Raw genomic sequence first — 22,288 nt, 5'->3', positions numbered from 1 at the left:
TAAAATTACACAAACCTCACTCTCCCCGTCAGCAATTCCTGCATCATCCCTTGTTTTACCTTTCTTGCTTTGCCCAGTTGCGCTTCCAAGGCTTCCAGCTCCGCATCCATATCCGATAATATCGTGGCGATGCGGGTTTGCTCAGTGAGGGATGGAAATGAAAATTCAATTTTTTCCAGAATGCTCTTATTTAATTTTGCTCTTGTACCGCCAACAAGTACATTTTGGAAATCAATCGATTTTAACAAATAGGACAAAAATTTCGTACTCAATATTGAAAGAATACCTTGTAATACGTGTGCGTGATTGTTAACCCAAATTTTTCCACTGACATAATTTATTGGATAATTATTTAAATCATTTGCTCCATCTTCCGCAACTAGTACGTAATCACCATTATGAGTGAAACCCTCAATATAACCTTGAATACCATTGGCACCATAGTAAGGTGTATCTCCTTTTATTCGACTTGATTCCTTGATTGGAATTCTTAAATTATTTAAAATAGAGCAAACCTCCCCCAACTTCTTCACTTCCCAATCCTCCTTAGGCGACAACAATTCCTGCATTGCCCCTTGTTTGATGAGGCGTTTTTTGGCGATGAGTTGCTCCAGGCTTTCGATCCACGCATCGGCATCACTCAAGGCTTCCGCTATCGCTTCTTGTTCGGGTAAGGGAGGAAGAGGAATACTAAAATCTCTAATCTTAGCCATTGAAAGACTAGGTTGAGCTCCAACACTAATCCTATCGTCAATTTCTTTCCTAATAAATTCGCTCAAAAAATAATTAAAAATATAGTCTGTATTAACATCTTTATCTTCAATTTTAATCTTAGCCGTATTTGGTCCTAAGTGAAATCTATTATTTTCTTTAATAAGATAAATTGGTCCAATTGTTCCAACATAGGCAAAGACTAAATCACCTTTTGATAATTTGCTTCGATGTAAAAAGTCGGAAGTCTTTCTTGGAATATATTTAGTGTCTGATAAATCTAGCTTATTATTTGTAATATTTGTTCCCCTAACAACAATGATTTCGCCACCATCTTTGTAACTATTAAAGTATTTGGAATATTCAAACCCAGCTAACTTGGTTATGAAAGCAACACTTCCCAACTTCTTCAAATGCCAATCCACCGGCAACAAACCAATCTCCGTCTGCTTCATCGTATTTTCCTTTACCATACCAATCCCATTTTTTGCAGGTGAGCCAATACTTTTCGTGAAGCTTCCGCTGTTTTGGTTTCCAAAGTAGGCAAAGCTTGTTGGTAGCGGTCGGCCAGTTCCTTAATGCGTTGCGTAAGGTTTTGGCTCAGCTTTTCCTGTTCGCTTTGCAATGCCTGTTGCAATACGGGTGTCCATTTGTGGTTAATCACCATATCTTTTATTTCGGCTTCGGTTAATAAAGGATATTGTGCCACCACTTTTACTTCCAAATTCTCCTTTGCAATTTTTATCAGTTTGGTAATGCCACCCAAAGCTTCCTGCGTATCAATATAGTTTTTAATGTATTTCAATTCTTCCTTAGCCACATTATCGGCTTTACGTTCTTTGTAAAAGTCTTTTACATTTTTAAGATTGATTTTTTCCAAATCACTGAAAATGCCTTCCTCTCCGCTGTTTTCTTCTTCTATTTCCGCAAGGGCTTCCTGCGTAAGGTTCAGTTGGTTTTCTAAATCCTGTAAACTGTCATTTTGTTCCTTAAAGAAATAATGTATCATCATTTCCGGCGTTACCATTCTGCCTTCAATACCTGCCAAACCTGCAATCTCCTTGTCCTGTGCAGTTTTACCATCTTTTCCTTTTTTACCTTTGATGACCAATCGGGTGTATTCGTTTCCAGCCTTCCAGCCGTCTAAAGCAATCGAATAAAAATCATCCTGCATCACCTCGTTCCAATATTGCATCAGGTGTTGGTACATCGCATAACGGTTTACCAAAGCATTATCTTCAAAATGTTCTAAGATGCCTTGTGCCGATGTTTCAATGGCTTCTTTCACGGCAAAACCTTTATCTAAATTATTCCACTCCGTTTGTTGTTCGTGCAACCATTTATCAAAAGCAGTGTGCATTTTTGTATTAAAGGCTACAAATTCGGGATGGTTGAAAATGGTGGTTTTAATGGTTTCCGCAGGTACTTTCAATTCAAAATAACCTGCTCTTGCTGGATTGAACAAATCGGCTTTCAGCGAAGGGAACAAATCCCAATACGCCTGCAGACCAGCCACATCTTTCTGCGGAATGCCACCCGACAAATGCCCCGCCAAATCCTGAATATCTTCGGCTTCCTGCGTATCAATATACCGTGGAATGTTGAGGTTGTAATCGTTTTTAGGGTCGGCAATTTCTGTCATCGATACCATTCTGCTAAACTTTGGCACTTCAGCTAAAGCGTCAAATACATCGGTAATTTTACGAATATCCTGCTCTCGTAATCGGTTTTTGTTGCCGTCTTTCACAAAGCCCTTGCTCGCATCAATCATAAACAAACCTTTGCGGTGTTCGGCATTTTCTTTATCCAGCACAATAATACACGCCGGAATGCCCGTACCATAAAATAAGTTGGCAGGCAAACCGATAATGGCTTTAATATATCCTTTCTTCAAAATATTTTTACGGATTTCTCCCTCTGCATTACCCCGGAACAAAACGCCGTGAGGCAATACTACTGCACCTTTTCCATTAGCTTTTAAGGATTGTAAAATATGCAACAGAAAAGCATAATCACCATTCTTTTCCGGCGGAACGCCTAATGCAAAACGGTTGTGTTCATCGCTGTCCACATTCACACCATTGCTCCAGCTTTTTAACGAAAAAGGCGGATTGGCAACCACGTAATCAAACTTTTTGAGCGAACCATTATCTTCTTTATAAAACGGACGACTCAATGTATTATCTGCAATAATGGTGGCGGTTTCGGCACCGTGCAGAATCATATTCATATGCGCTAAGTTGGCAGTGGTGGTTTCTTTTTCCTGTCCGTAGAGGTCAATGTTTTTGCCCGCTTCATTCATCACTTTCAGCAACAGCGACCCCGAACCACAAGTTGGGTCATAAGCCATTGTCTGGTGCGAAGAATTGTTCTGATTAATGCCAATCACTTTTGCCAACACTCTCGAAACTTCGGCAGGCGTATAAAACTGTCCTTTCGATTTTCCGCTTTCGGTAGCGAAATGGCGCATTAAATATTCGTAAGCATCACCCAGAATATCATCACCTTCGGCAGAGTTACTGGAAAAATCCAGACTCGGATCGTTGAAAATACGCACCAGATTAGAAACCGTATCCACCAAATCTTTTCCCTTACCCAATTTACTTTCGTCATTAAAATCGGGAAATTCATTGAGTTTATTGGCTTCCTTAATCGGATTTAAAATTTGCTTGTTGATTTTATCGCCAATTTCCGGGGAACCCACCAAATCGACCATATCGTCAAAAGTCGCTCCCGCAGGAACGGTGATGGCACCAAACGGGTCGCCTTTGTATTTATCTGAAATGTACTTTACAAACAACATCGTAAGTACATAATCTTTATATTGAGAGGCGTCCATTCCGCCACGTAGTTCGTCACATGAAGCCCATAACGAGCTGTATAATTCTGATTTTTTGATTGCCATTAATTGTCTGATTCAATTTAATTGTTAAATATAATCAATAAACCGTTTTTTGAAACTTGTTTTTAAGATTAGTATTATTTTTTGGTGTTATTTATTATCTATCAAACACTTTCCAACCCTTAAAATTATTCCTACATCATTTGGAAGAATACATATATTGGCTAAAGTCATTGAATTTGTAAACCTTATGAATTTTGTATAATTTATAATTTTCGTTTTTCAAATGTAATTAAATAACAAATTTACTTATTACGGGATTCCGTATTTTACTTTATTTTTTTTAAAACAATACTAAAAAAAACTACCTTCGAGAAGGCAGTTAGTAAAACTAAAAAGTCAGGTTTTCACTTTTTATTAGTATAAGGAAAATTATTAGTTTTAAAATTAAAATCAATTTCAATAATTTCTTTTATAAATACAAAACCCTAACTTCAGTTGGGATAAATTTATTCTTCAATTTTATATTTTGTAATATCAAGATCGAAATCGTATAATTCTTTTGGATGTACTTCTAAGGCGATAGAAAACCTCGATATTGTTTTCAAGGTTAAATTGATTTTACCCGCCTCATATTTACTGATATCTGCGCTATCAATTCCTGTTATTAATCCTAAGGTTTCTTGAGTCAAAGCTTTTTGTTTTCTAATTGCCTTGATTCTTTTGCCTATACCGATTGTGAGATCCTTCAAAATGTCCATTGTAGCTTTATTTAAAGCAAAATGCAATAAATTCATAATATTTCCATTGGGATATATCCCAAGTATTTAATAATTTGTTATATTTGTATAATAGGTTACAATAGTGTAACTGTGCGATAGTTCTAAGAAATACAGAAGCTATTTCTTAGATTCTCAACTGGAAAACGCTGCTTATGAAAAGAACAAACTCTTTACCTAGAAAACTGTCCAATCTTCAGTTATACGAACTGCTGAAAAAGGGCAACCCGATCGCTCTGGAACACATTCACCTGCGCTACAAAAGACTTCTTTTCTGGGTTGGATGGCAGGAGCTGAAGGATGATTTCATAGTGGACACTATTGTTCAGGATACCTTTCTCAAATTGTGGCTGCACCGCGACACCATTGAATCGCCTGATCATATTACCGGCTTTTTACGCTTTGTGATGAAAAGGGATTGCATCGCGTATGTGACTGCTCCCAGAAATAAATTCACCCGCCTGATGGCTTCTCTTGACAGTTTTGAGAATTACCAGGAATATCTAGCAGGTTACGACCCTTTGAAAGATAAAGAGTATTTACATAGCCAGGAATCCGATCAAAACAAATTCGATGAAATCACAAAGGTGTTACCCGTTCTGAATCCCAAAAGAAAACACCTGATAGAACTTTGCCTGGAATATGGCTTCCAGTACAAACCGATTGCAGAAGCTATGGGAAGCAGCGTGACAGGCATCAGCACGGAGGTGAGCAAAGCCATAGATGATCTTCGGAAAATTCTTAAAGTCACTTCCTTTGAGCAGCCGGAGGAAAAAGCTGCACTTAAAAAAGATCAGTCAGAACAACTCAGCAGTCAGCAGCTCGAGATCATCAAAAAACGGTTTGAACAGAAATCTTCGTTTGCGCTGATTGCACAAGAACTTCAACTACCGGAAAAAGAAGTTCATCGGGAATTTCTGTATGCATATCAACATTTACAAAATCAAAACACTTCTGAAATACCTCTTTGAAATGGAAAAATCCACGATAACATTGACCCGAAGAATTCAGCTGCTGATCGATCTTCCTGCAAATGAACAAAAAGAGATGTGGGAAAAACTCTATCGGTATCAAAACCGCTGTTTCCGGGCAGCTAATTTAATTGTTTCTCATCTATATGTTCAGGAAATGATCAAAGATTTCTTTTACCTCACAGAAGATGTCCAATACAAACTAGCGGACGTAAACAAAGATGAAATGGGAATATTTACACGATCGAAAACACACACAACTGCACGTATGGTTTTTGATCGCTTCAAAGGAGAGATTCCTACTGACATTTTGGGAAGTCTGAACAATACGATTCAATCAACCTTTTCCAAAAACAAAGTGGATTACTGGCAGGGATCAAAATCATTGCGAAACTTTAAGAAAGATATTCCAATTCCGCTTCCAGTTAAATGCACTACTAAAATGAGATATGATGTCGAAAAGAAAGCATTTTGCTTCAATATGTTCGCGATTCCTGTTAAAACGTATTTAGGAAAAGACTTCTCAGATAAGCGGTTGATAATGGAACGCCTATTAAGAAAAGAGATCAAGGTTTGCACATCGCAAATCCAACTGAAAGCCGGGAAAATCTATTGGCTTGCCGTATTTGAATTTGAAAAAGAAGACCACCTTTTAAAACCTGAAATCATTGCTGAAGCATCTCTGTCATTAGAACATCCTATCGTGGTAAAAGCCAACAATGCGCGAATGAATATTGGTTCGAAAGAGGAATTCCTCTACCGCAGACTGGCGATCCAGGCCAGTAATAAAAGGATTAGAGCAGGAGTCGCTTATTCCCGTTCTGGAAATGGAACCAAACGGAAACAGAAGGCACTGCACAAAACTGAGAATCTGGAAAACCGTTTTGTCAGTCATCATCTTCATCTGTACAGTCGGCAGCTGATTGATTTCTGCATCCGGCAGCAGGCGGGAACGCTGATTCTTAAAGATCAGGAAGACAAAATAGGGATTGCAAAAGAACAAGAGTTTGTACTTCGCAACTGGAGCTATTATGAATTGCAGACCAAAATAAAATACAAAGCAGAAAAGGCCGGTATCGAATTGATCATCGGATAGCTAAAATAAATGAGGGTGCTTGTAAACCCGTAGGGTGAGGTTTTGAACGCTCACTAAATGCTGGAAACTAAATACTTTTTCTGGTATATACAATGGCGTGGGTTTCTTTTTTCACCTAAACTTTAGCACTAAAGTGTTGAACATCCAATGTCTGTTCTTTCAAAAACCTGTAAGTCTGTGAGTCTTACTCGCCTTCTTGCGAGCTTATAATTTTTTCCTATTTGCTGTAACAGTTGTTTGAACATCGGAAGGTTTATCTGTGGTTTAATAATACGAATGATTGCTATTTCATACAAAAACATCTATTTTGATTGACATAACGAACATCCAGAAATAACACTTGATTATTTACAAATTCAATTGATAAGAAATGGAACGGCCACCACCCGATTTTAGAAAAACTCCAATTTCGGAAAGATGTTGTAAATCTCTGGTTGCAGTAGCTTTAGAAATTTTGTTGATAGACATATACTTTTTCGCATTCATTCCGCCAACAAAAGAATTTTCTCCCATTTCTGTCATTTTCTGAATAGCCTTCAATTCTCTTTCATTAAGTTGGCTTTTAAATTGATCGAAAAACAAAGTTTTCTTCAAAGTAAAAAGTGCTTGATTTTTAGAATCGAGTAAAGCATCCTGCAATATTGAGCAAAAATAAAGCATCCAGCTGTTTACCTCAAGATTTCGCTGAGCCTGCTTTAATTCTTCGTAGTAACGGTTTTTATCCTTTTCAATAGATTTTGAAATGCTAATAAAAACAGGGGTTTCAAGTTTCTCGGACAAAGCTTTTTCCGCCAAAGCACGTCCTATTCTACCATTTCCATCTTCAAAAGGATGCAGCGTCTCAAAATATAGATGCCCTAATGCCGAAAGCACGACACCTTCTCCGATTTTCCCAATGTCGCTCATTTCAAAGTCATTATACCATTTCAAAAATTGCGGTACCATCAGTGGCAAATCCTCAGAAGGTGGTGCTTCATAATGGATGACGAAATCACCAAATTTACCAGAGACCACTTGCATAGGCTCTATTCCTGTTCGAAATTGTCCGGCATTAATTCCTTTTTCATTATCCATCAAGATATGGTGCCAGTCCAAAAGTATTTTTTCGGAAATTGGCTTGTGATAGCTGTTTTGAACTTCTATCATCAAATGTGCAATGGCATTTGCCTTTTTGTTCCGGTTGCTTTGATGGTAATCTTTGATGCCTAAATTGGCTTTCAGTGAGGACATCACATCTTCCCGACTAAAATATTCGCCTTCAATTTCTGATGTTTTTAGTGCTTCAGAAAGCATAATTTCAGCAAATAAATCTCGTTTATTTTCTTCAGAAAAGCCCATCACAATTCCAGATATTTCGCCCAAATCGTGCGCAAACTGTTGAATCAGCGGAACGATTTCTGGCTTATTAAATACGAATGTCGGGAAATTTTCTGATTGCCAAATATATTCCATGAGCTGATTAAATAATTTATTTGGCTCAAATATACTAAAAAATATGAGCCGATTAGCGTTTTTAATCGGCTCACTATTTTGCTTTTTTTGAAAGAATCAGCATTTTTAGAACTATATCTCTTGAGATTTATTTGGATTCGTTATCCACTTTTTATTAATTTATTTTGATTTCATACTCGCTTCATACCCATCTTTAAACCTCAGGAAATCTTCTGCTTTTTTAGGATTGTTTTTAATCCAGAATTGTACCACTTGAGTATTTTCTCTCAATAATCTGATCTCCTTTTCATCGTAGATTTTTTTTCCTTCCACAGCAATCTCATTTAAAATATCTTGGCGTAGTTCACTTTTGGCTTTGATGCTTTCTTTGTACCAATTGGTTGCGAAATTTATGGAGGCAATCAGCACTACAACAGAAAAGACAAAAATTCCAACTCCGCTCCAAATAAATATCTTCTTCCATTTTATATCCTTCTCAAAACCTTCCAAATCATCTTTAGTTTCTTTTGAAAGAACTGTCTCTACCTGAGAAGGAATACTGTCAAGAAATTCAGTTCTTTTGGCTTCCTCTAATTTTGAAAATCTAACTGCATCATCATAGATCGAATGCATCTCTTGCAAACTCATTTGTATCTCGTTCAGCAGATTCGTATGGTCTTCGATATCAGACTGAAGTTTGATATTTTGTTCAATATTTTCAATATTTGATTTGATTACATTTTCTAAAAGTTCCATTCCGTTACTTTTAGATTCTTTATTTTCATTTTCCATATTTATTTTTATTTAATTTTTGACTATCTTTTTATTTTCCGCTTCTTTTTCCAGAGTTCTTCTTCCTCCTGAGAAACATAGGTTGGATTAAGAAAGTCACCTAATAATCCACCTGCAATCTCTATTAAACTTTCATTTTTTTCTGTTTTCAAAAGATTACCTGCATCATTATTTACACTACTTTGACTTAATAATTTTCCCAAATCACCAAGATCAGAATCTATTGCCGACAGGGAGAATCCGACATTTTTCCGAAAAAAGAATCCGTTTTTCTGTTGATTACTATCAACTTTATTGATCCATATATCCTGAATTTCATTTTTTTGACCAGCTTTAAAGTCTCCATTATATTGGATCTTTAAAGAAAATCCTTTCTGTCGTAAATTTTCCCGAAATACCTTTAAGTTGTCAGCATTTCTTTGTACTTCCATAACCGCTTTTTTAACTTCAAACAGAGATTTTATCTCAGAAATTTTCAATTGATTTGAGATTTCAGATAATTTGTAACCAGCTTTATAAATCCTTTCGGTATGAAAATTTTTGTCTTTTTCCATCACAATCCGCATTCCCGAAATCCCGTCCTTGACATTTGAAGACAATTGAACTTCAAAACCTTTTTTCTTCATTCCTGAGATGAGATCGTCAAAATTATTTTCTAACCTAATGGCTTCGGTCAAGCTTTTCAGCATCTCAGCTTTTTTTTGAATTCCAATTTCAACATCGGTTAATAATCCTTTCTCTTTGCAAACTTCTCTGACAGCTTTACCAAATCTCTTTCCGATATCGTGTGCTTTCACAGTGCACTTTCCCGAAATATCAATCCTATTGGCGACAAAATGAATATGTTTATGTTTTGTACTGTTGTGAATATCCAGTCGATATTGATTTTTGTTTGTCAAACCTACTTTTGCAAGAGCTTCTATCGCAATTTGTTTGAATTCTTCATCCTTCAATTTTCTACTGATCTCGTCCGGTTGAGAAATATAACCAGTCAATGCCCATTTCTTTACTTTGGTATTTCTTTCAGCTACGGTTTTCATTTCGTTAAACTGACCTTCAGCAGTATCCCTTAGAAGATAATTCGAAGCCACCATCTCCGCTGTTCCTTTATCATTGCCATTGTATTCCAAAGCAATCTTTGTGATAGATCTTGTGGTTGCGGAATTATTCATTTTTCTGAGTTTTAGAATATAAATATTGATGAATCATTTCGATCAGATTTTCAATTCTAGCTAAAATTTCTTTCTTGTTTTCAAAAACATTCCATTCCCGATTTCGCAAAAGATTGGTTATCTTTTTGAAATTGTTTCCAAATTGAAGTAAGACTTCATCGGTTTGAAATTCATTGATTTTTAATTCTTTTTCGAACAAAATATTCCGGATATAAGTAGACAATTTTAGCGGATATTTTTTTTGTTTTTGAATTAGGGTTTCATATTCGGAATTCGTCATTCTGATTGAAATAACCTTATCCAATTTTTTATTTTCTTTGGTCTTCAAGCCACCTTTTCGACCTAATTCCTGGAAATATTTTTTTCTCTTTTCCTGAGCAATCTTTGCTTCATTTTCTTTGGCGACTTGCTGTATGAATTCTTGTAAAAAGTCTCTTTCCATTGTGTATATTTAATTGTGTTTCAAAACATTTCTGACGATAGGAAGAAATCAAAAATCCCAATTTTGCAATCAGCGGCTACGCTTATTGTAAACTTTGGGTACTTTTTGCACTAACATACCACCATATTTTACCTGTATTTATTTTACTCACCTTCGCCTTTGTTTCACTTGTCTTTCAGGTGATGGATTTTTATGAATCATCCAATCATTTAAGTCTTTGAAATCTGAATATAAAACCCGACAATCTTCTGCGTTTTTATTTTCATTTCTAATAATGTCAACTGCACGATTTCCAGCTTCATCATTGTCAAAATAAAGCTCAATATTTTCATAATTTAGTAGTGAACTTTTAATATTGTGAAGCATCGAAACGGAATTCAAAATGAGATAATCAGCAGGTTCTTTTTCTAAAAAATTCTCTACACTTTTAAATGAAAGAAAATCGAAAAAACCTTCGAAAATCCTAAGTGAATTCGAATCGTTTTTAATTGTTGAAATATCTTTTTTGCCCAAACAAATTTTAGAATATTTATTGCGGATTTCATAACCGCCAGAATCGTTCTTGAAACCAATTCCGAAATAGTTTTTATCATTCATTCGGTAATGAATTTCGTGTAAGAACTGAGTTTGATTTCCAACTTTTCTTTCTCTTAAATATTCCAAAAGTGCAGGATGGTGGATTCCATTCACGTCAAGTATCTCATAATTTTTAGTTGGGTTTTCGAACTTCTGATCAGGAATGTTTTGCTTTTGAAAAGAAGATAAATTCTGATCTTCAGCCCATAGTAAAACTTCATTGACTGAAGCGTTCAGATATTTCTTCATAAAGTCAGTATTGTTTCCACCGATTCCTTCTGAAAATAAGTACCACTTGTTTAAACTTTTATTGATTTTAAAAGATGCTTGGGATTCGGTGGCAAAGGGATTGAGATACCAAGCTTCTTTTTCATTTTGTTTCGTTGGAAGGTGTCCGAGAGAAAGGAGGACTTCTTCCAACGGGATTGTATTAAATTGTTTGCAATTCATAGCTGTAAATTTTCCGTGTTTTGAGTTAGAAATTTTTTGTTGAATTGTTGAGAAAACCTTGTAACTTATTGATTTAATAATATTTAGTTACTCAACAAATGCTCAACAATTCAACAAACTAGAGTTTTTCCGCTCAACAAACATTCAACAAAAAGTGAAGTTTAAAAGTTTGTTGAGGATTTTGTTGAGTTTAAAGTGTTTGATTTTCTATTCATTATCAATCAATTCAACATTTCAACACGTTTATTAAGAATAAAATCCTTTTTTATGGTGAAATAGCGACCAACTGAATTGTTTTGGTAAAATATTCCTGCAAAATCAAGGTCGTATCTGATGTAAGTCAAACCATTATTTTGTGGATTTAATTTCCAAGTTTCCTTTAATAGAGTTCGAATATCATTTCTCGTCCAATAAGTAAGTCTAAACATTCTGATTATCATATTCAGCAAGTCTTGCGGAACGACATTAATTTCTTCATCGTCATTGGTTTCAAAAAACTCATAAAGCAATTCTATTATTTTAGATTCGAGTTTATTGTTGTTTTTGAAAACTAATTTTTGAAGTGCTTTCGTTCTGATCTCATCGGCTGAAAACCACATTCTTGTTTTCTTCTCCGTTGAAAATGGTCTTTCGATTAAAAACCGAAGAAAGTTGGGGATTTCGGAAATGAGGTTATTCAAAAATTCAGTGTTTTCGGTTTTGATCGGATTGATTTTCAGAATCCAAAATCGAATTTCGTTTTCATCAATTTGAATAAAATTCTCCTCATTATTGGAACAAAGAATAAACTTGGCGAAAAAATCGATTTCTTCTCTGTCTTTTCCTTTGGCTTCTAGTTTATCTTTATTAGTTGTCGATAGATATTTCAATCTTTCTGTAATTTCTTTTTTATCAAAGAAAACTTCATCGATTGCCACCAACAACATTGCTGCCCAATCGGAATTGAATTGACTTCCGAATGAATCTCCTTTGATGTAAGTCATATTCAATCCGAAAATCTCTCTCAGCCACTTGATAAAAGTTGATTTCCCGGTTGCTCTTTCTTTGGACACCAAACATAAAATAGGTAAAATTTGTGTTGGAAATTGCAGGAGAATTTTCAAATAATCCAAACCCATTTCCAGTTGTTCACCGAAAATATGCGCTACAAAATTCAAAGAAAATGGAATTTTAGATTTCAAATCTTCCGTTTCAGATGAAGGATGAAATGGAATTTCATTGTAAATATTATAGAAACCTTGAACGATTTGTTGATAATTTAAATGCTCCGGAATGCAACAGAAACCATCAAATTTTGGCACAGTTGACACATATGTTTTTCCGTGATCACTTACGATTGTTTCTCGATTCCATCTAACCAAAACTGAAGTTTTATCTCCAGAAATTAATGGCTTTTCTATTACTTTATAATAGGTTGTTCCAACTCGGATGTAGGGGATTTTTTGGCTCATCTTTGTAGATTTTGGTTAGAATCCACATTTGCCTTTCTCGAATTTTTTCTGAAACTGGCTTCCGCTTCAGATTGGATTTCCTGTAATGTTTTCTTCTTTCCTTTCGAGATCCAATCCAATAGTTCATCCTCAAAAAAGTAGAGTTTCTTGCCATTTTTATAACAGGGAATCAATCTTTTCCGCACTAGAGTATAAACAGTAGGTTTTGCCTTACCTATAATTTGGCAAGCTTCTACAATATCAATCGGAATTCTTTTTACTGGAATTATCGGAGGTTCCTTCCTTTCTACCAGAAATTTAATTTCAGCTATTTCGCTAACCAGATGCGCTACTGCTCTTGGCAGGTTTTCAAATGAAATGTCATTGCTATCCATAACTATTGTTTTTAATTGTTATGATGCAAAGAAAAAAAGTGATTCCTCTGTGATCGCTATAAACACGCAATCACAGAGGAATCACTAAACATACACTTCATTTTGTGATTTTTTATGTTTTTTGGTAGTCTGTCAAGTCTTCTTGAATTTTGATATTACCTTTTTGAGGTTCATCTTTCAAATGTGACTTGATACTATCTAAATCAATATCATCAAGCGAAACAAATACAGTTTTTAATAATTTTGAAATTTCTTCCTGTTTTATTGGTCTAAAATAATTCCAAAGATTCCAACCGAAATGATAAAGGTCTAGATTAGATAATTCTTTGGTATGGACAGAAATACCGTTAGGAATCTCTTCTTTTTTTGAGTAAAAACATACGGCATTACAGAGTGTATCAAGATCTTCATCTGTTACATATAATGCAAATTGATTCCGAGTGTAATCTAGAGCGATTTGTAGTTTTACACTTTCATTCTGTTGCTTTTGCTGCAGTTGAGTTTTTCTTATAGATTCCAGATTTACGGATTCTGTAGTTTGATTCACAATGTTTTCCTCCGAATTTTCGACTAAATAGATTGGCGTATTTTCATCAATTATTTGTTTTTGCTTCTCCCCTACATTCTCAGGATTTTTAGATGGAAGCAAATCTTCAGTAGAATTTTCGGAACTACCTTTTTTAGGGAAAATCTTTCTGAATAAGACAATTATACCATCGAGAAATAAGATAATAAGTGCATAAAATAATATACTTAATGCTGTGATTGACCAAAATACAATATTTGCGGTATATTCGTCACCACCTTTTCCGAGAAAAGAAATTCTTGCTAACGCTCCCCCTATTACACATACTAATAGAACGGAAAGGTAGATGACAATATATTCGAAATATTTCAAGTGCATTTTATAAGTTTTTTAAATGAATAGCAGTCGAAGCTTTATTTTTCTTTTCATCAACAACCTTTGCGTAAACCTGCGTAGTTTTTACGTTCGTATGACCAAGCATTTTACTCACTGTGTAAATATCAGTTCCACTCGAAAGCTGAAGCGTTGCAAAAGTGTGTCTAAAATTATGGAAAGTTATTTTTTTAGTAATTCCAGCACTTTCAATCCACTTCTTCAAAGGACGGGAAATCCAAGCCGGATTAGTCAGATTTTTAAAAATCAAATCATTTGGAAGACCTACTTCACCACAAAGCTGTAATGCTTGCTTAGACATTGGCATATATTCTACACCTTTAGTCTTTTTTTGAGTAAAATTTATTTTTGCCTGATCGTTTTCAATACTTATCTCGTTCCACGTTAGTTTTTGAATATCGGAATGTCGCAGACCTGTTAACGCTGAAAAAAGTGCTGCTCTTTTAAGAACTTCAAGTTCGCAAGGCGTTTCAACTAAGGTATTAAGTTCATCAAGTGTTAAATATTCCCGTCGTGATTCCTCGTGCGGAATCGCTTTTATTTTAGCAGAAATGTCAGTCGTAAAATATCCATCAATAAAAGCTTGTTTTAATGCAGCTTTGAATACAGAAAAATAAGTTGAAGCCGTATTTTGAGAAATAATCTCTTCCTTATTGCTGCCACTTTTTGCAGTCAACAAATATGATTTAAAGTGTTCACAGAATTTTGTATTGATCTGCGAAAACATAATTTTTTCGCCTCCAAAATCTTTTAGAAATTCTATCGAACGATACCAATTTATTTGAATAGATTCGGAATTGTTTCTATGTCGTTTACTAACCAGCAGATCAAAATATCTCACAAAATTCTCTTGGGATTTTTCTTTTTGCTCTACTTGAATTTTGTCAAGTTCGCTGTAAAGTTCAATATTGTCATATTCTCTCTGACGTAATTTACGCATAGAATCTGCATAGAACATTGTTTCCCGATCATTTTCGCTTTTGCAAACGATAATACCATTGTCATCTCTTTTAGGTTTAAATGAAACGGATTCTTGGGTTGTTCTTGCAGGTCTTTTCTTATCAAAATCTACGGTTGTGACGCTTCGGTTCAAATATTCCCGGATTCTCTGAACTTTATCTTTACCAGGAATCATCACAGGATAACTTTCCAAATAAATAAACCATTCTTTTCGGAATTCGGATTTTCGCAATCGTACGGTAACTTTGGTTTTTAATAACTCTTTCATTTTCCGTCAAAAATTTTATCAATTAAATCTTTAGGAACATACACAAAACTTCCAACTTTCTTTGTCGGAATTTTGTTTCTTTTAATTAGGTTCGTTACAGTTCCTGGATCAGCGTAGAATTTTGAACTAATTTCGGAAATTGTATAACAATTACCAACTTCAAAATTGGGTTTCTCAATTATTACCTCCTTTTCTTCCGGTATTTCAACTGCTGAAAATAAATTTTCCAGATCTGATCGCTTCACACGAGTCAGTCTTGAGCCTAGATTAATTCCAGTAATGATTCCTCGTTTTATACATCTGTGCACAGTATCTTTGGAAAGTCCAAACATAACAGTTGCTTCTGCAACTGAAATAAATTCCCTATTCTGAACTTCGGCAATCTTGTTCTTATATTTTTGTAAAAGAGTGTCTTTTTCTACTTTTTCTTTTTCAAGTTTTTTCTTCTCTTTTAATGCTTTATTATTACAAGATAAAGAGCAAAAACGAGTCATAACTGTTTTTGCTTCAAAGGGTTTGGAACACTGCTCACATACCCTAGGTATTTTCAATTTACTAAATCCCATTCTGAAATAACATCCTGAACATTTTCCGTTTTTTGAGTTTTTTTTATATTTAAGGCGCATAAGACGCACATACTACCCAAATAACACGCGGTACAAGTATGATACAAAATTACAACAAAAATCGATTAAAATCAACAATTAATAAAAAATACAAAAACAAAAAAAATCGCTGTAAACATTACGTTTACAGCGATTTGCTAATTTATTTCGATCGATATTAATCGATGATAATTGCTACTTATTTGACTTCTTCGAAGTCTGCATCCTGTACATCATCTGCACCTCCTGCATTACCTCCAGGGTTTTGAGCGCCTGCACCTGCATTAGCACCTTCAGCCTGTTGTCCTGCTGCATACATTTCTTCTGAAGCGGCCATCCATGCTGCATCTAAAGCTTCTGTTTTAGCTTTTACTTCGTCAACATTTTTAGTTTCAAAAGCTGCTTTCAATTCTGTGTGAGCTGCTTCTACAGCTGCTTTTTTGTCAGCAGAAAGTTTATCACCGAATTCTTTTAACTGCTTTTCAGTCTGGAAGATCAATCCGTCAGCTTTGTTGAAGATTTCAACTTCTTCTTTTTTCTTGGCATCCGCTGCAGAGTTTTCCTGAGCTTCTTTCTTCATTCTTTCGATTTCTTCGTCAGAAAGACCTGAAGAAGCCTGAATCTTGATCGTTTGTTCTTTTCCGGTTCCTTTATCTTTAGCAGAAACGCTTAAGATACCGTTAGCATCAATATCGAAAGTTACTTCGATCTGAGGAACTCCTCTTGGTGCTGGTGGGATATCTGCAAGATCAAATCTTCCGATCTCCTTATTGTCGTTGAACATAGCTCTCTCTCCCTGTCCTACTCTGATGCTTACAGCTGGCTGGTTGTCAGAAGCTGTAGAGAATACTTCAGATTTTTTAGTTGGGATCGTAGTGTTGGCATCAATTAATTTAGTGAATACAGACCCCATTGTTTCGATACCTAGAGAAAGTGGTGTAACGTCAAGAAGCAATACATCTTTTACGTCTCCTGTCAATACTCCTCCTTGAATAGCAGCTCCTACAGCAACTACCTCATCCGGGTTAACTCCTTTTGAAGGTTTTTTACCAAAGAATTTTTCTACTTCTTCCTGGATGATCGGGATTCTTGTAGAACCTCCTACCAAGATTACTTCGTCGATATCAGAAGTTGATAAACCTGCGTCTTTCAATGCTTTTGCTACCGGCTCCATAGATCTTCTTACAAGATCAGAAGCTAATTGCTCGAATTTAGCTTTAGTTAAAGTCTTTACCAAGTGCTTAGGACCTGTAGCTGTAGCTGTGATGTAAGGTAAGTTGATCTCAGTCTGAGCAGAAGAAGATAACTCGATTTTTGCTTTTTCAGCAGCTTCTTTCAGTCTTTGAAGTGCAATAGCATCAGTTTTTAATTCTACTCCTTCTTCAGCTTTGAACTCATCTGCCATCCAGTTGATGATCACATCATCAAAGTCATCCCCTCCTAAGTGCGTATCACCGTTTGTAGACAATACTTCGAATACACCGTCACCTAAATCAAGGATTGAGATATCGAAAGTACCACCTCCAAGGTCATATACAGCGATCTTCTGATCTTTATGACTCTTATCCAAACCGTAAGCTAATGCAGCAGCGGTAGGCTCGTTGATGATTCTTTCTACGATAAGACCTGCAATTTCTCCGGCTTCTTTGGTAGCCTGTCTCTGTGCATCATTGAAGTAAGCCGGAACAGTGATTACCGCTCTTGTTACTTCCTGTCCAAGATAATCTTCTGCCGTTTTCTTCATTTTCTGAAGGGTCATTGCAGAAATTTCCTGTGGCGTATATTCTCTGTCGTCGATTTTTACTTTTACGGTATCGTTGGGTCCTGCTACTACTTCATAAGGTACTCTTGAGATTTCTTTAGCATCTTCCTTGAAATGAGTCCCGATAAATCTTTTGATAGAGTATACCGTTTTCTTTGGATTCGTTACAGCCTGTCTTTTTGCAGGATCCCCTACTTTTCTTTCACCATCTTCTGTAAACGCTACGATAGATGGAGTCGTTCTTTTACCTTCAGCGTTAGGGATAACAACAGGGTCTTTTCCCTCCATTACAGCAACACAAGAGTTGGTTGTTCCTAAGTCAATTCCAATTATTTTACTCATAATATTTATATTTTTTCTAATTTTTAAATTTTAATTTACACTCTCAATTTCTCAATATCTGTACCATTTAAAATTTTGTGACAAAATGACAGAATCAAAAATATCTGTAGTTAGTATCGTCTTCCAGATTATGTTAAATTGTACTATTCAAGACAGTTTGAACATCGGATATCTAAAAAAATTAATCAAAGTTTAACTTTAGAAACATGAATTAAACTGTACGAATTGCTATTTTTGATAAAATATACACTTTAGAATGTCAGTACACTTTAATCCGCGAGATATTACATGGCTTGCCTTCAATGAAAGGGTCTTACAGGAGGCCATGGACGAAAATGTCCCTTTACATTTAAGAATACGTTTTCTGGGAATCTTTTCCAACAATTTAGATGAGTTTTTCAGGGTACGGGTAGCGGGATTAAAGCGTGCGATGGATTTTAAGGAAAAAGTAATTGCAGAATCTTTCTATCAGCCCCCTTCAAAAATCCTTCAACGGATTAATGAAATCGTGATGAGACAGCAGCTGAATTTTGATAAAACCTGGAAACATATTCAGGTAGAAATGGGTAGCCTTAAAGTTTCTATTAAAAACTCTAAAAACCTCACCGCCAAGCAGAAAGAATTTGTAAGACAGTATTTTGATGAAGTGGTGGAATCCAATGTCATCCCTATCCTTCTCCATGAAAATACTCCGATGCCTTATCTTAGGGACAAAAGTCTTTACCTGGGGGTAGCCATGAGAAAGAAAGACTGGCAGTATTCCAGCAATTATGCAATTATTGAAATTCCGTCACGATTTGTAGGAAGATTTGTCTTACTGCCAACGGAAGATCCGGAGGAAAAAAATGTCATGCTGCTTGAAGATGTCATCACCTTCAACCTTCCGCATATTTTCTCTTATTTCGGGTATGACGAATTTGCCGCTAATGCTTTTAAAGTAACAAAAGATGCCGAACTTGACCTGGATAATGATATCCGAACCAATTTCGCAGAAAAAATAGAAAAGGGGCTTAAAAACAGAAGAAAAGGAAAGCCTACCCGTTTTGTTTTCGATAAAGATATGGACAAAGCGCTATTGGAGCTTCTGATCCGAAAATTAAATCTAACCAAAAAAGACAGCATTATCCCAGGAGGAAAAATTCATAACTTCAAACATTTTATGGATTTTCCGGACGTTTTTGAAACCTATGAAAGACCGGCCGAAAGATCTTCTTTTACTCATCAGGCTTTTGAAAATGGTGAAAGAGTGACCGACGTTATTTTAATGGAAGATGTTCTTCTTTCTTTCCCCTATCATAAATACAATCCGGTGATTGATCTTCTGCGTGAAGCAGCCATGGATCCTGATGTAAAATCGATTCAAATTACGGCTTACCGTCTGGCGAGCAACTCCAAGATCAGCAACGCTTTGATTTACGCCGCGAGAAATGGTAAGGAAGTAACGGTGATGCTGGAACTTCAGGCAAGATTTGATGAAGAATCCAATCTTAAATGGAAAGAAATGTTTGAGCCCGAAGGAATTACCGTACTCGTAGGTCTTCCGAATAAAAAAGTGCACGCTAAACTGTGCATCATTAAAAAAAGATCTCATAACAAAACACTTCAGTATGGCTTTGTGAGTACCGGAAACTTCAACGAAAAGACCGCAAAGATTTACGGCGATCACTTATTAATGACATCGGATCGTGGAATTATGGCAGATATCAACAAGGTATTTAATGTGTTGAAAAAACCAAAAGATGATTTCCTTCCGGTTTTAAAGACCTGCAAAAATTTACTGATCTGCCCGCAGTTCATGCGTGAAAAAATTGTCCATCATATCGATAAGGAAATAGAAGAAGCCAAAGCCGGACGAAGAGCAGAAATCATTGTCAAAGTCAATTCTATGAGTGACCGGGCCTTGATTGAAAAACTTTATGAAGCAGCAAAAGCAGGAGTGATCACAAAAACCATTGTAAGAGGAATTTACTGCCCCGTCAATCAGAAAGAATTTAAAGAAAAAATAAAAGCAATAAGTATTGTAGATGAATACCTGGAACATGCCAGGGTGATGTATTTCTATAACAAAGGGGCGGAAGATCTTTACATCTCATCTGCCGACTGGATGACGCGAAATCTCGACTATAGAATTGAGGCGGCTGCTAAGATCACAGACAAGAATCTAAAGAAGGAATTGAAAGATATTCTCGACATTCAGTTGAGAGATAACGTAAAAGCTCGTATTTTAGACAAAAAATTGAGCAACGAGTATGTCAGGAATGATAAAAAGGAATGCCGTTCTCAAATAGAAACCTACAAGTATTTAAAAGCTAAAACAAGCAAGAAATGAAGATTGCAGCGATAGATATAGGAAGCAACGCCGCCAGACTTCTGATCAATGAAGTAAAGATCAGCAACAGAAAACCGGAATTTATAAAACTTAATCTCTTAAGAATTCCTCTAAGACTGGGTATGGATGTTTTCACCATGGGAATGATCGGAGAGGAAAGAGAAAAAATGGTCATCGATTCCATGAAGATTTTCAGTGACCTGATGAAGATTTATAAAGTAGATCACTACAGAGCCTGTGCCACGAGTGCGATGCGTGATGCCTCCAACGGTAATGAAATCATCAAACAGGTAAAGGAGACTTCCGGGATTAATATAGAAATTATTTCCGGTGATGAGGAAGCCACTCTTATTTATGAAAACCATGTTGCAGAAGGGCTTGATAAAGAATTTGCCTATCTGTATATCGACGTGGGCGGAGGTTCCACAGAGCTGACCTTCTATGAAAACGGAAAAATGGTGTATGAAAAATCCTTCAACATAGGAACTATCCGACTTCTGAACAACCTCGTCACTCCGGAAAACTGGCAAGAAATGAACGACGAAATCAAGAAGAATATTGTCAGTAAAAAACCGATCGTTGCCATCGGTTCAGGAGGAAATATCAACAAGGTTTTCTCGATGAGTAAGACCAAAGACGGAAAACCGATGACTCTGGCGCATCTTAAAAAAGTGTATAAAGAGTTCAATGAACTTTCTGTAGAGGAAAGAATGACCAAACATACCCTGAGAGAAGACAGAGCCGATGTTCTGGTGCATGCTTTGAGAATCTTTAACAATGTCATGTCATGGTCTGATATCAGCAGAATCTTTGTACCGAAGATCTCCGTGGCAGACGGGCTTATCCACAACATTTTCAGTCAGCTGCACGAAAAGAAATAGATTTCTGACACCTATATATTAAAAACCAGCTATCCATTAGCTGGTTTTTGCTTTGTATACACTGCCATTGCTAGCAAAACAAAGCCTTTGCCAACTTATATTTTAAAAAGTAAGAAGGATTTGAATATGTAAAACAATACAATAGGTTACAGATCCATCCTCTCCATCTCTAAAACTTCAACAGATTCATATTATTTTCAAAAATGTAGATTTTTTGCTGTAAATTTAAAGTAATACTAAAAGTTAATACGTCATACATACTATCAAGAGAAAAAAATGAATCCGATCAAAATAATTCTTACAGGAGCAACCGGTATGGTAGGTGAAGGTGTTTTAATGGAATGCCTTGAAAATCCTGCCGTTTCTGAAATATTAAGCATAAGCAGAAAACCTTCGGGAAAAACACATGCCAAACTCAAAGAATATTTAGTTCCGGATTTCCTGGCCATCGATCTTCATGATAAACATCTGAAAGGCTATGATGCGTGCTTTTTCTGTGCCGGGATCAGCAGTGTAGGAATGAATGAGGAAGATTATACAAAGATTACCTATGACACTACCCTTCATTTTGCTCAGGCCGTTCTGAATGAAAATCCGGATATGGTATTCAACTATGTTTCAGGCGCTCATACCGACAGTACGGAAAGCGGAAAGCTGATGTGGGCCAGAGTAAAGGGCAGAACTGAAAATGCTCTGAAGAAACTGGGTTTTAGAAATGCCTTCAATTTCCGTCCCGGATTCATGAAACCTGTTGATGGTCAGACCCATGTAAAATGGTTCTTCAAACCATTTATTTGGTTTTTTCCTGTTTTTTTTCCTTCAAAATCATTAACTTTACACGAAGTGGGCAGAGCTATGATTAATGCTGTACATAAAGGCTATCCTACGTCTGCTTTGGAAATTAGGGACATCAAAAACTTAACTATATGAGAGAAATGGTAAAAAGAATTGTTCTGGTGATTTTTGTACTATTGGTTCTGACTGCAATTTCAGGATTTTTCTATATGCAGAAAAATCCCCTGGACGGAAAATCCTCCGTCAATAAAGCATCAATTTTGTCAGGAAATCATTCAAAATAAATAAAAGACAATCCGCTCTGAAAATGCAAATAAGCTCATTTGCTGTTTTGCTGATT

At 35.9% G+C, this 22,288-nt stretch carries 20 protein-coding genes; 6 read left to right on the top strand and 14 right to left on the bottom strand.

The features are described from left to right. Positions 1-5: 5 nt before the first annotated feature. The 3 genes from EG346_RS12190 to EG346_RS12180 all read right to left on the bottom strand — a co-directional run bounded on the left by EG346_RS12190 (position 6) and on the right by EG346_RS12180 (position 4,350). Entirely contained in the window at positions 6-1,184 is a 1,179-nt protein-coding gene (locus EG346_RS12190; RefSeq protein WP_123878921.1) for a restriction endonuclease subunit S, read from the bottom strand. Then, positions 1,178-3,616, bottom strand: coding sequence for a type I restriction-modification system subunit M (locus EG346_RS12185; protein WP_123878919.1), 2,439 nt, complete (start codon positions 3,614-3,616; stop codon positions 1,178-1,180). The genes EG346_RS12190 and EG346_RS12185 overlap by 7 nt, the downstream gene beginning before the upstream one ends. A gap of 446 nt (positions 3,617-4,062) precedes the next feature. Beyond that, positions 4,063-4,350 (bottom strand): helix-turn-helix domain-containing protein, encoded by a 288-nt coding sequence (locus EG346_RS12180; protein ID WP_123878917.1) that lies wholly within the window; start codon positions 4,348-4,350, stop codon positions 4,063-4,065. Between the two features lie 137 nt (positions 4,351-4,487). On the opposite strand from EG346_RS12180, the gene EG346_RS12175 reads away from it, so the two are divergent. Both EG346_RS12175 and EG346_RS12170 read left to right on the top strand, forming a co-directional pair. Further along, complete coding sequence (locus tag EG346_RS12175) at positions 4,488-5,303, top strand: RNA polymerase sigma factor (protein ID WP_123878915.1); 816 nt, start codon at positions 4,488-4,490, stop codon at positions 5,301-5,303. Position 5,304: 1 nt separating this feature from the next. Next, entirely contained in the window at positions 5,305-6,399 is a 1,095-nt protein-coding gene (locus tag EG346_RS12170) for a hypothetical protein (protein WP_123878913.1), read from the top strand. A gap of 348 nt (positions 6,400-6,747) precedes the next feature. On the opposite strand, the gene EG346_RS12165 is transcribed toward EG346_RS12170, so the two are convergent. The 11 genes from EG346_RS12165 to dnaK all read right to left on the bottom strand — a co-directional run bounded on the left by EG346_RS12165 (position 6,748) and on the right by dnaK (position 17,943). Next, complete coding sequence (locus tag EG346_RS12165) at positions 6,748-7,851, bottom strand: Fic family protein (protein ID WP_123878911.1); 1,104 nt, start codon at positions 7,849-7,851, stop codon at positions 6,748-6,750. A gap of 159 nt (positions 7,852-8,010) precedes the next feature. Continuing rightward, entirely contained in the window at positions 8,011-8,622 is a 612-nt protein-coding gene (locus EG346_RS12160; protein ID WP_123878909.1) for a hypothetical protein, read from the bottom strand. Between the two features lie 23 nt (positions 8,623-8,645). Beyond that, positions 8,646-9,794 (bottom strand): relaxase/mobilization nuclease domain-containing protein, encoded by a 1,149-nt coding sequence (locus EG346_RS12155; protein WP_123878907.1) that lies wholly within the window; start codon positions 9,792-9,794, stop codon positions 8,646-8,648. Further along, positions 9,787-10,236, bottom strand: coding sequence for a plasmid mobilization protein (locus tag EG346_RS12150; protein ID WP_123878905.1), 450 nt, complete (start codon positions 10,234-10,236; stop codon positions 9,787-9,789). The genes EG346_RS12155 and EG346_RS12150 overlap by 8 nt, the downstream gene beginning before the upstream one ends. A 147-nt stretch (positions 10,237-10,383) precedes the next feature. Next, positions 10,384-11,262, bottom strand: coding sequence for a DUF8464 domain-containing protein (locus EG346_RS12145; protein ID WP_123878903.1), 879 nt, complete (start codon positions 11,260-11,262; stop codon positions 10,384-10,386). Positions 11,263-11,483: 221 nt separating this feature from the next. Next, positions 11,484-12,713 (bottom strand): primase-helicase family protein, encoded by a 1,230-nt coding sequence (locus EG346_RS12140; protein ID WP_123878901.1) that lies wholly within the window; start codon positions 12,711-12,713, stop codon positions 11,484-11,486. Continuing rightward, positions 12,710-13,087: a helix-turn-helix domain-containing protein gene (locus EG346_RS12135; RefSeq protein WP_123878899.1), complete on the bottom strand. Its 378-nt coding sequence runs from the start codon at positions 13,085-13,087 to the stop codon at positions 12,710-12,712. Before EG346_RS12135 ends, EG346_RS12140 begins: the two co-directional genes overlap by 4 nt. 112 nt (positions 13,088-13,199) lie before the next feature. Then, a complete protein-coding gene (locus tag EG346_RS12130) occupies positions 13,200-13,991 on the bottom strand; it encodes a DUF2214 family protein (protein ID WP_123878897.1) in 792 nt (263 codons plus the stop codon). A gap of 1 nt (position 13,992) precedes the next feature. Next, positions 13,993-15,234, bottom strand: a complete 1,242-nt coding sequence (locus tag EG346_RS12125) for a site-specific integrase (protein WP_123878895.1) — start codon at positions 15,232-15,234, stop codon at positions 13,993-13,995. After that, positions 15,231-15,860, bottom strand: a complete 630-nt coding sequence (locus EG346_RS12120) for a helix-turn-helix transcriptional regulator (protein ID WP_228425844.1) — start codon at positions 15,858-15,860, stop codon at positions 15,231-15,233. The genes EG346_RS12125 and EG346_RS12120 overlap by 4 nt, the downstream gene beginning before the upstream one ends. Positions 15,861-16,038: 178 nt before the next feature. Then, complete coding sequence (dnaK, locus tag EG346_RS12115; protein WP_073336136.1) at positions 16,039-17,943, bottom strand: molecular chaperone DnaK; 1,905 nt, start codon at positions 17,941-17,943, stop codon at positions 16,039-16,041. 256 nt (positions 17,944-18,199) lie between these two features. Here dnaK and ppk1 point away from each other — a divergent pair, with 256 nt between their 5' ends. The 4 genes from ppk1 (at position 18,200) to EG346_RS24810 (ending at position 22,232) form a co-directional block, all read left to right on the top strand. Continuing rightward, positions 18,200-20,272 carry a polyphosphate kinase 1 gene (gene ppk1, locus EG346_RS12110; protein ID WP_123878893.1) on the top strand — a complete coding sequence of 691 codons (2,073 nt, stop codon included), beginning with the start codon at positions 18,200-18,202 and terminating at the stop codon, positions 20,270-20,272. Then, entirely contained in the window at positions 20,269-21,153 is an 885-nt protein-coding gene (locus tag EG346_RS12105) for a Ppx/GppA phosphatase family protein (RefSeq protein WP_073336132.1), read from the top strand. Before ppk1 ends, EG346_RS12105 begins: the two co-directional genes overlap by 4 nt. Positions 21,154-21,429: 276 nt before the next feature. After that, a complete protein-coding gene (locus EG346_RS12100) occupies positions 21,430-22,083 on the top strand; it encodes an NAD-dependent epimerase/dehydratase family protein (RefSeq protein WP_123878891.1) in 654 nt (217 codons plus the stop codon). Beyond that, positions 22,080-22,232, top strand: a complete 153-nt coding sequence (locus EG346_RS24810; RefSeq protein WP_164466118.1) for a hypothetical protein — start codon at positions 22,080-22,082, stop codon at positions 22,230-22,232. Before EG346_RS12100 ends, EG346_RS24810 begins: the two co-directional genes overlap by 4 nt. Positions 22,233-22,288 lie beyond the last annotated feature (56 nt).

The sequence above is a fragment of the Chryseobacterium carnipullorum genome (assembly GCF_003815695.1).
GTDB classification, from domain to species: Bacteria; Bacteroidota; Bacteroidia; order Flavobacteriales; family Weeksellaceae; genus Chryseobacterium; species Chryseobacterium carnipullorum.
The sequence above is the reverse complement of the archived record's forward strand: the minus strand, read 5'-3'. Positions and strand labels throughout refer to the sequence as shown.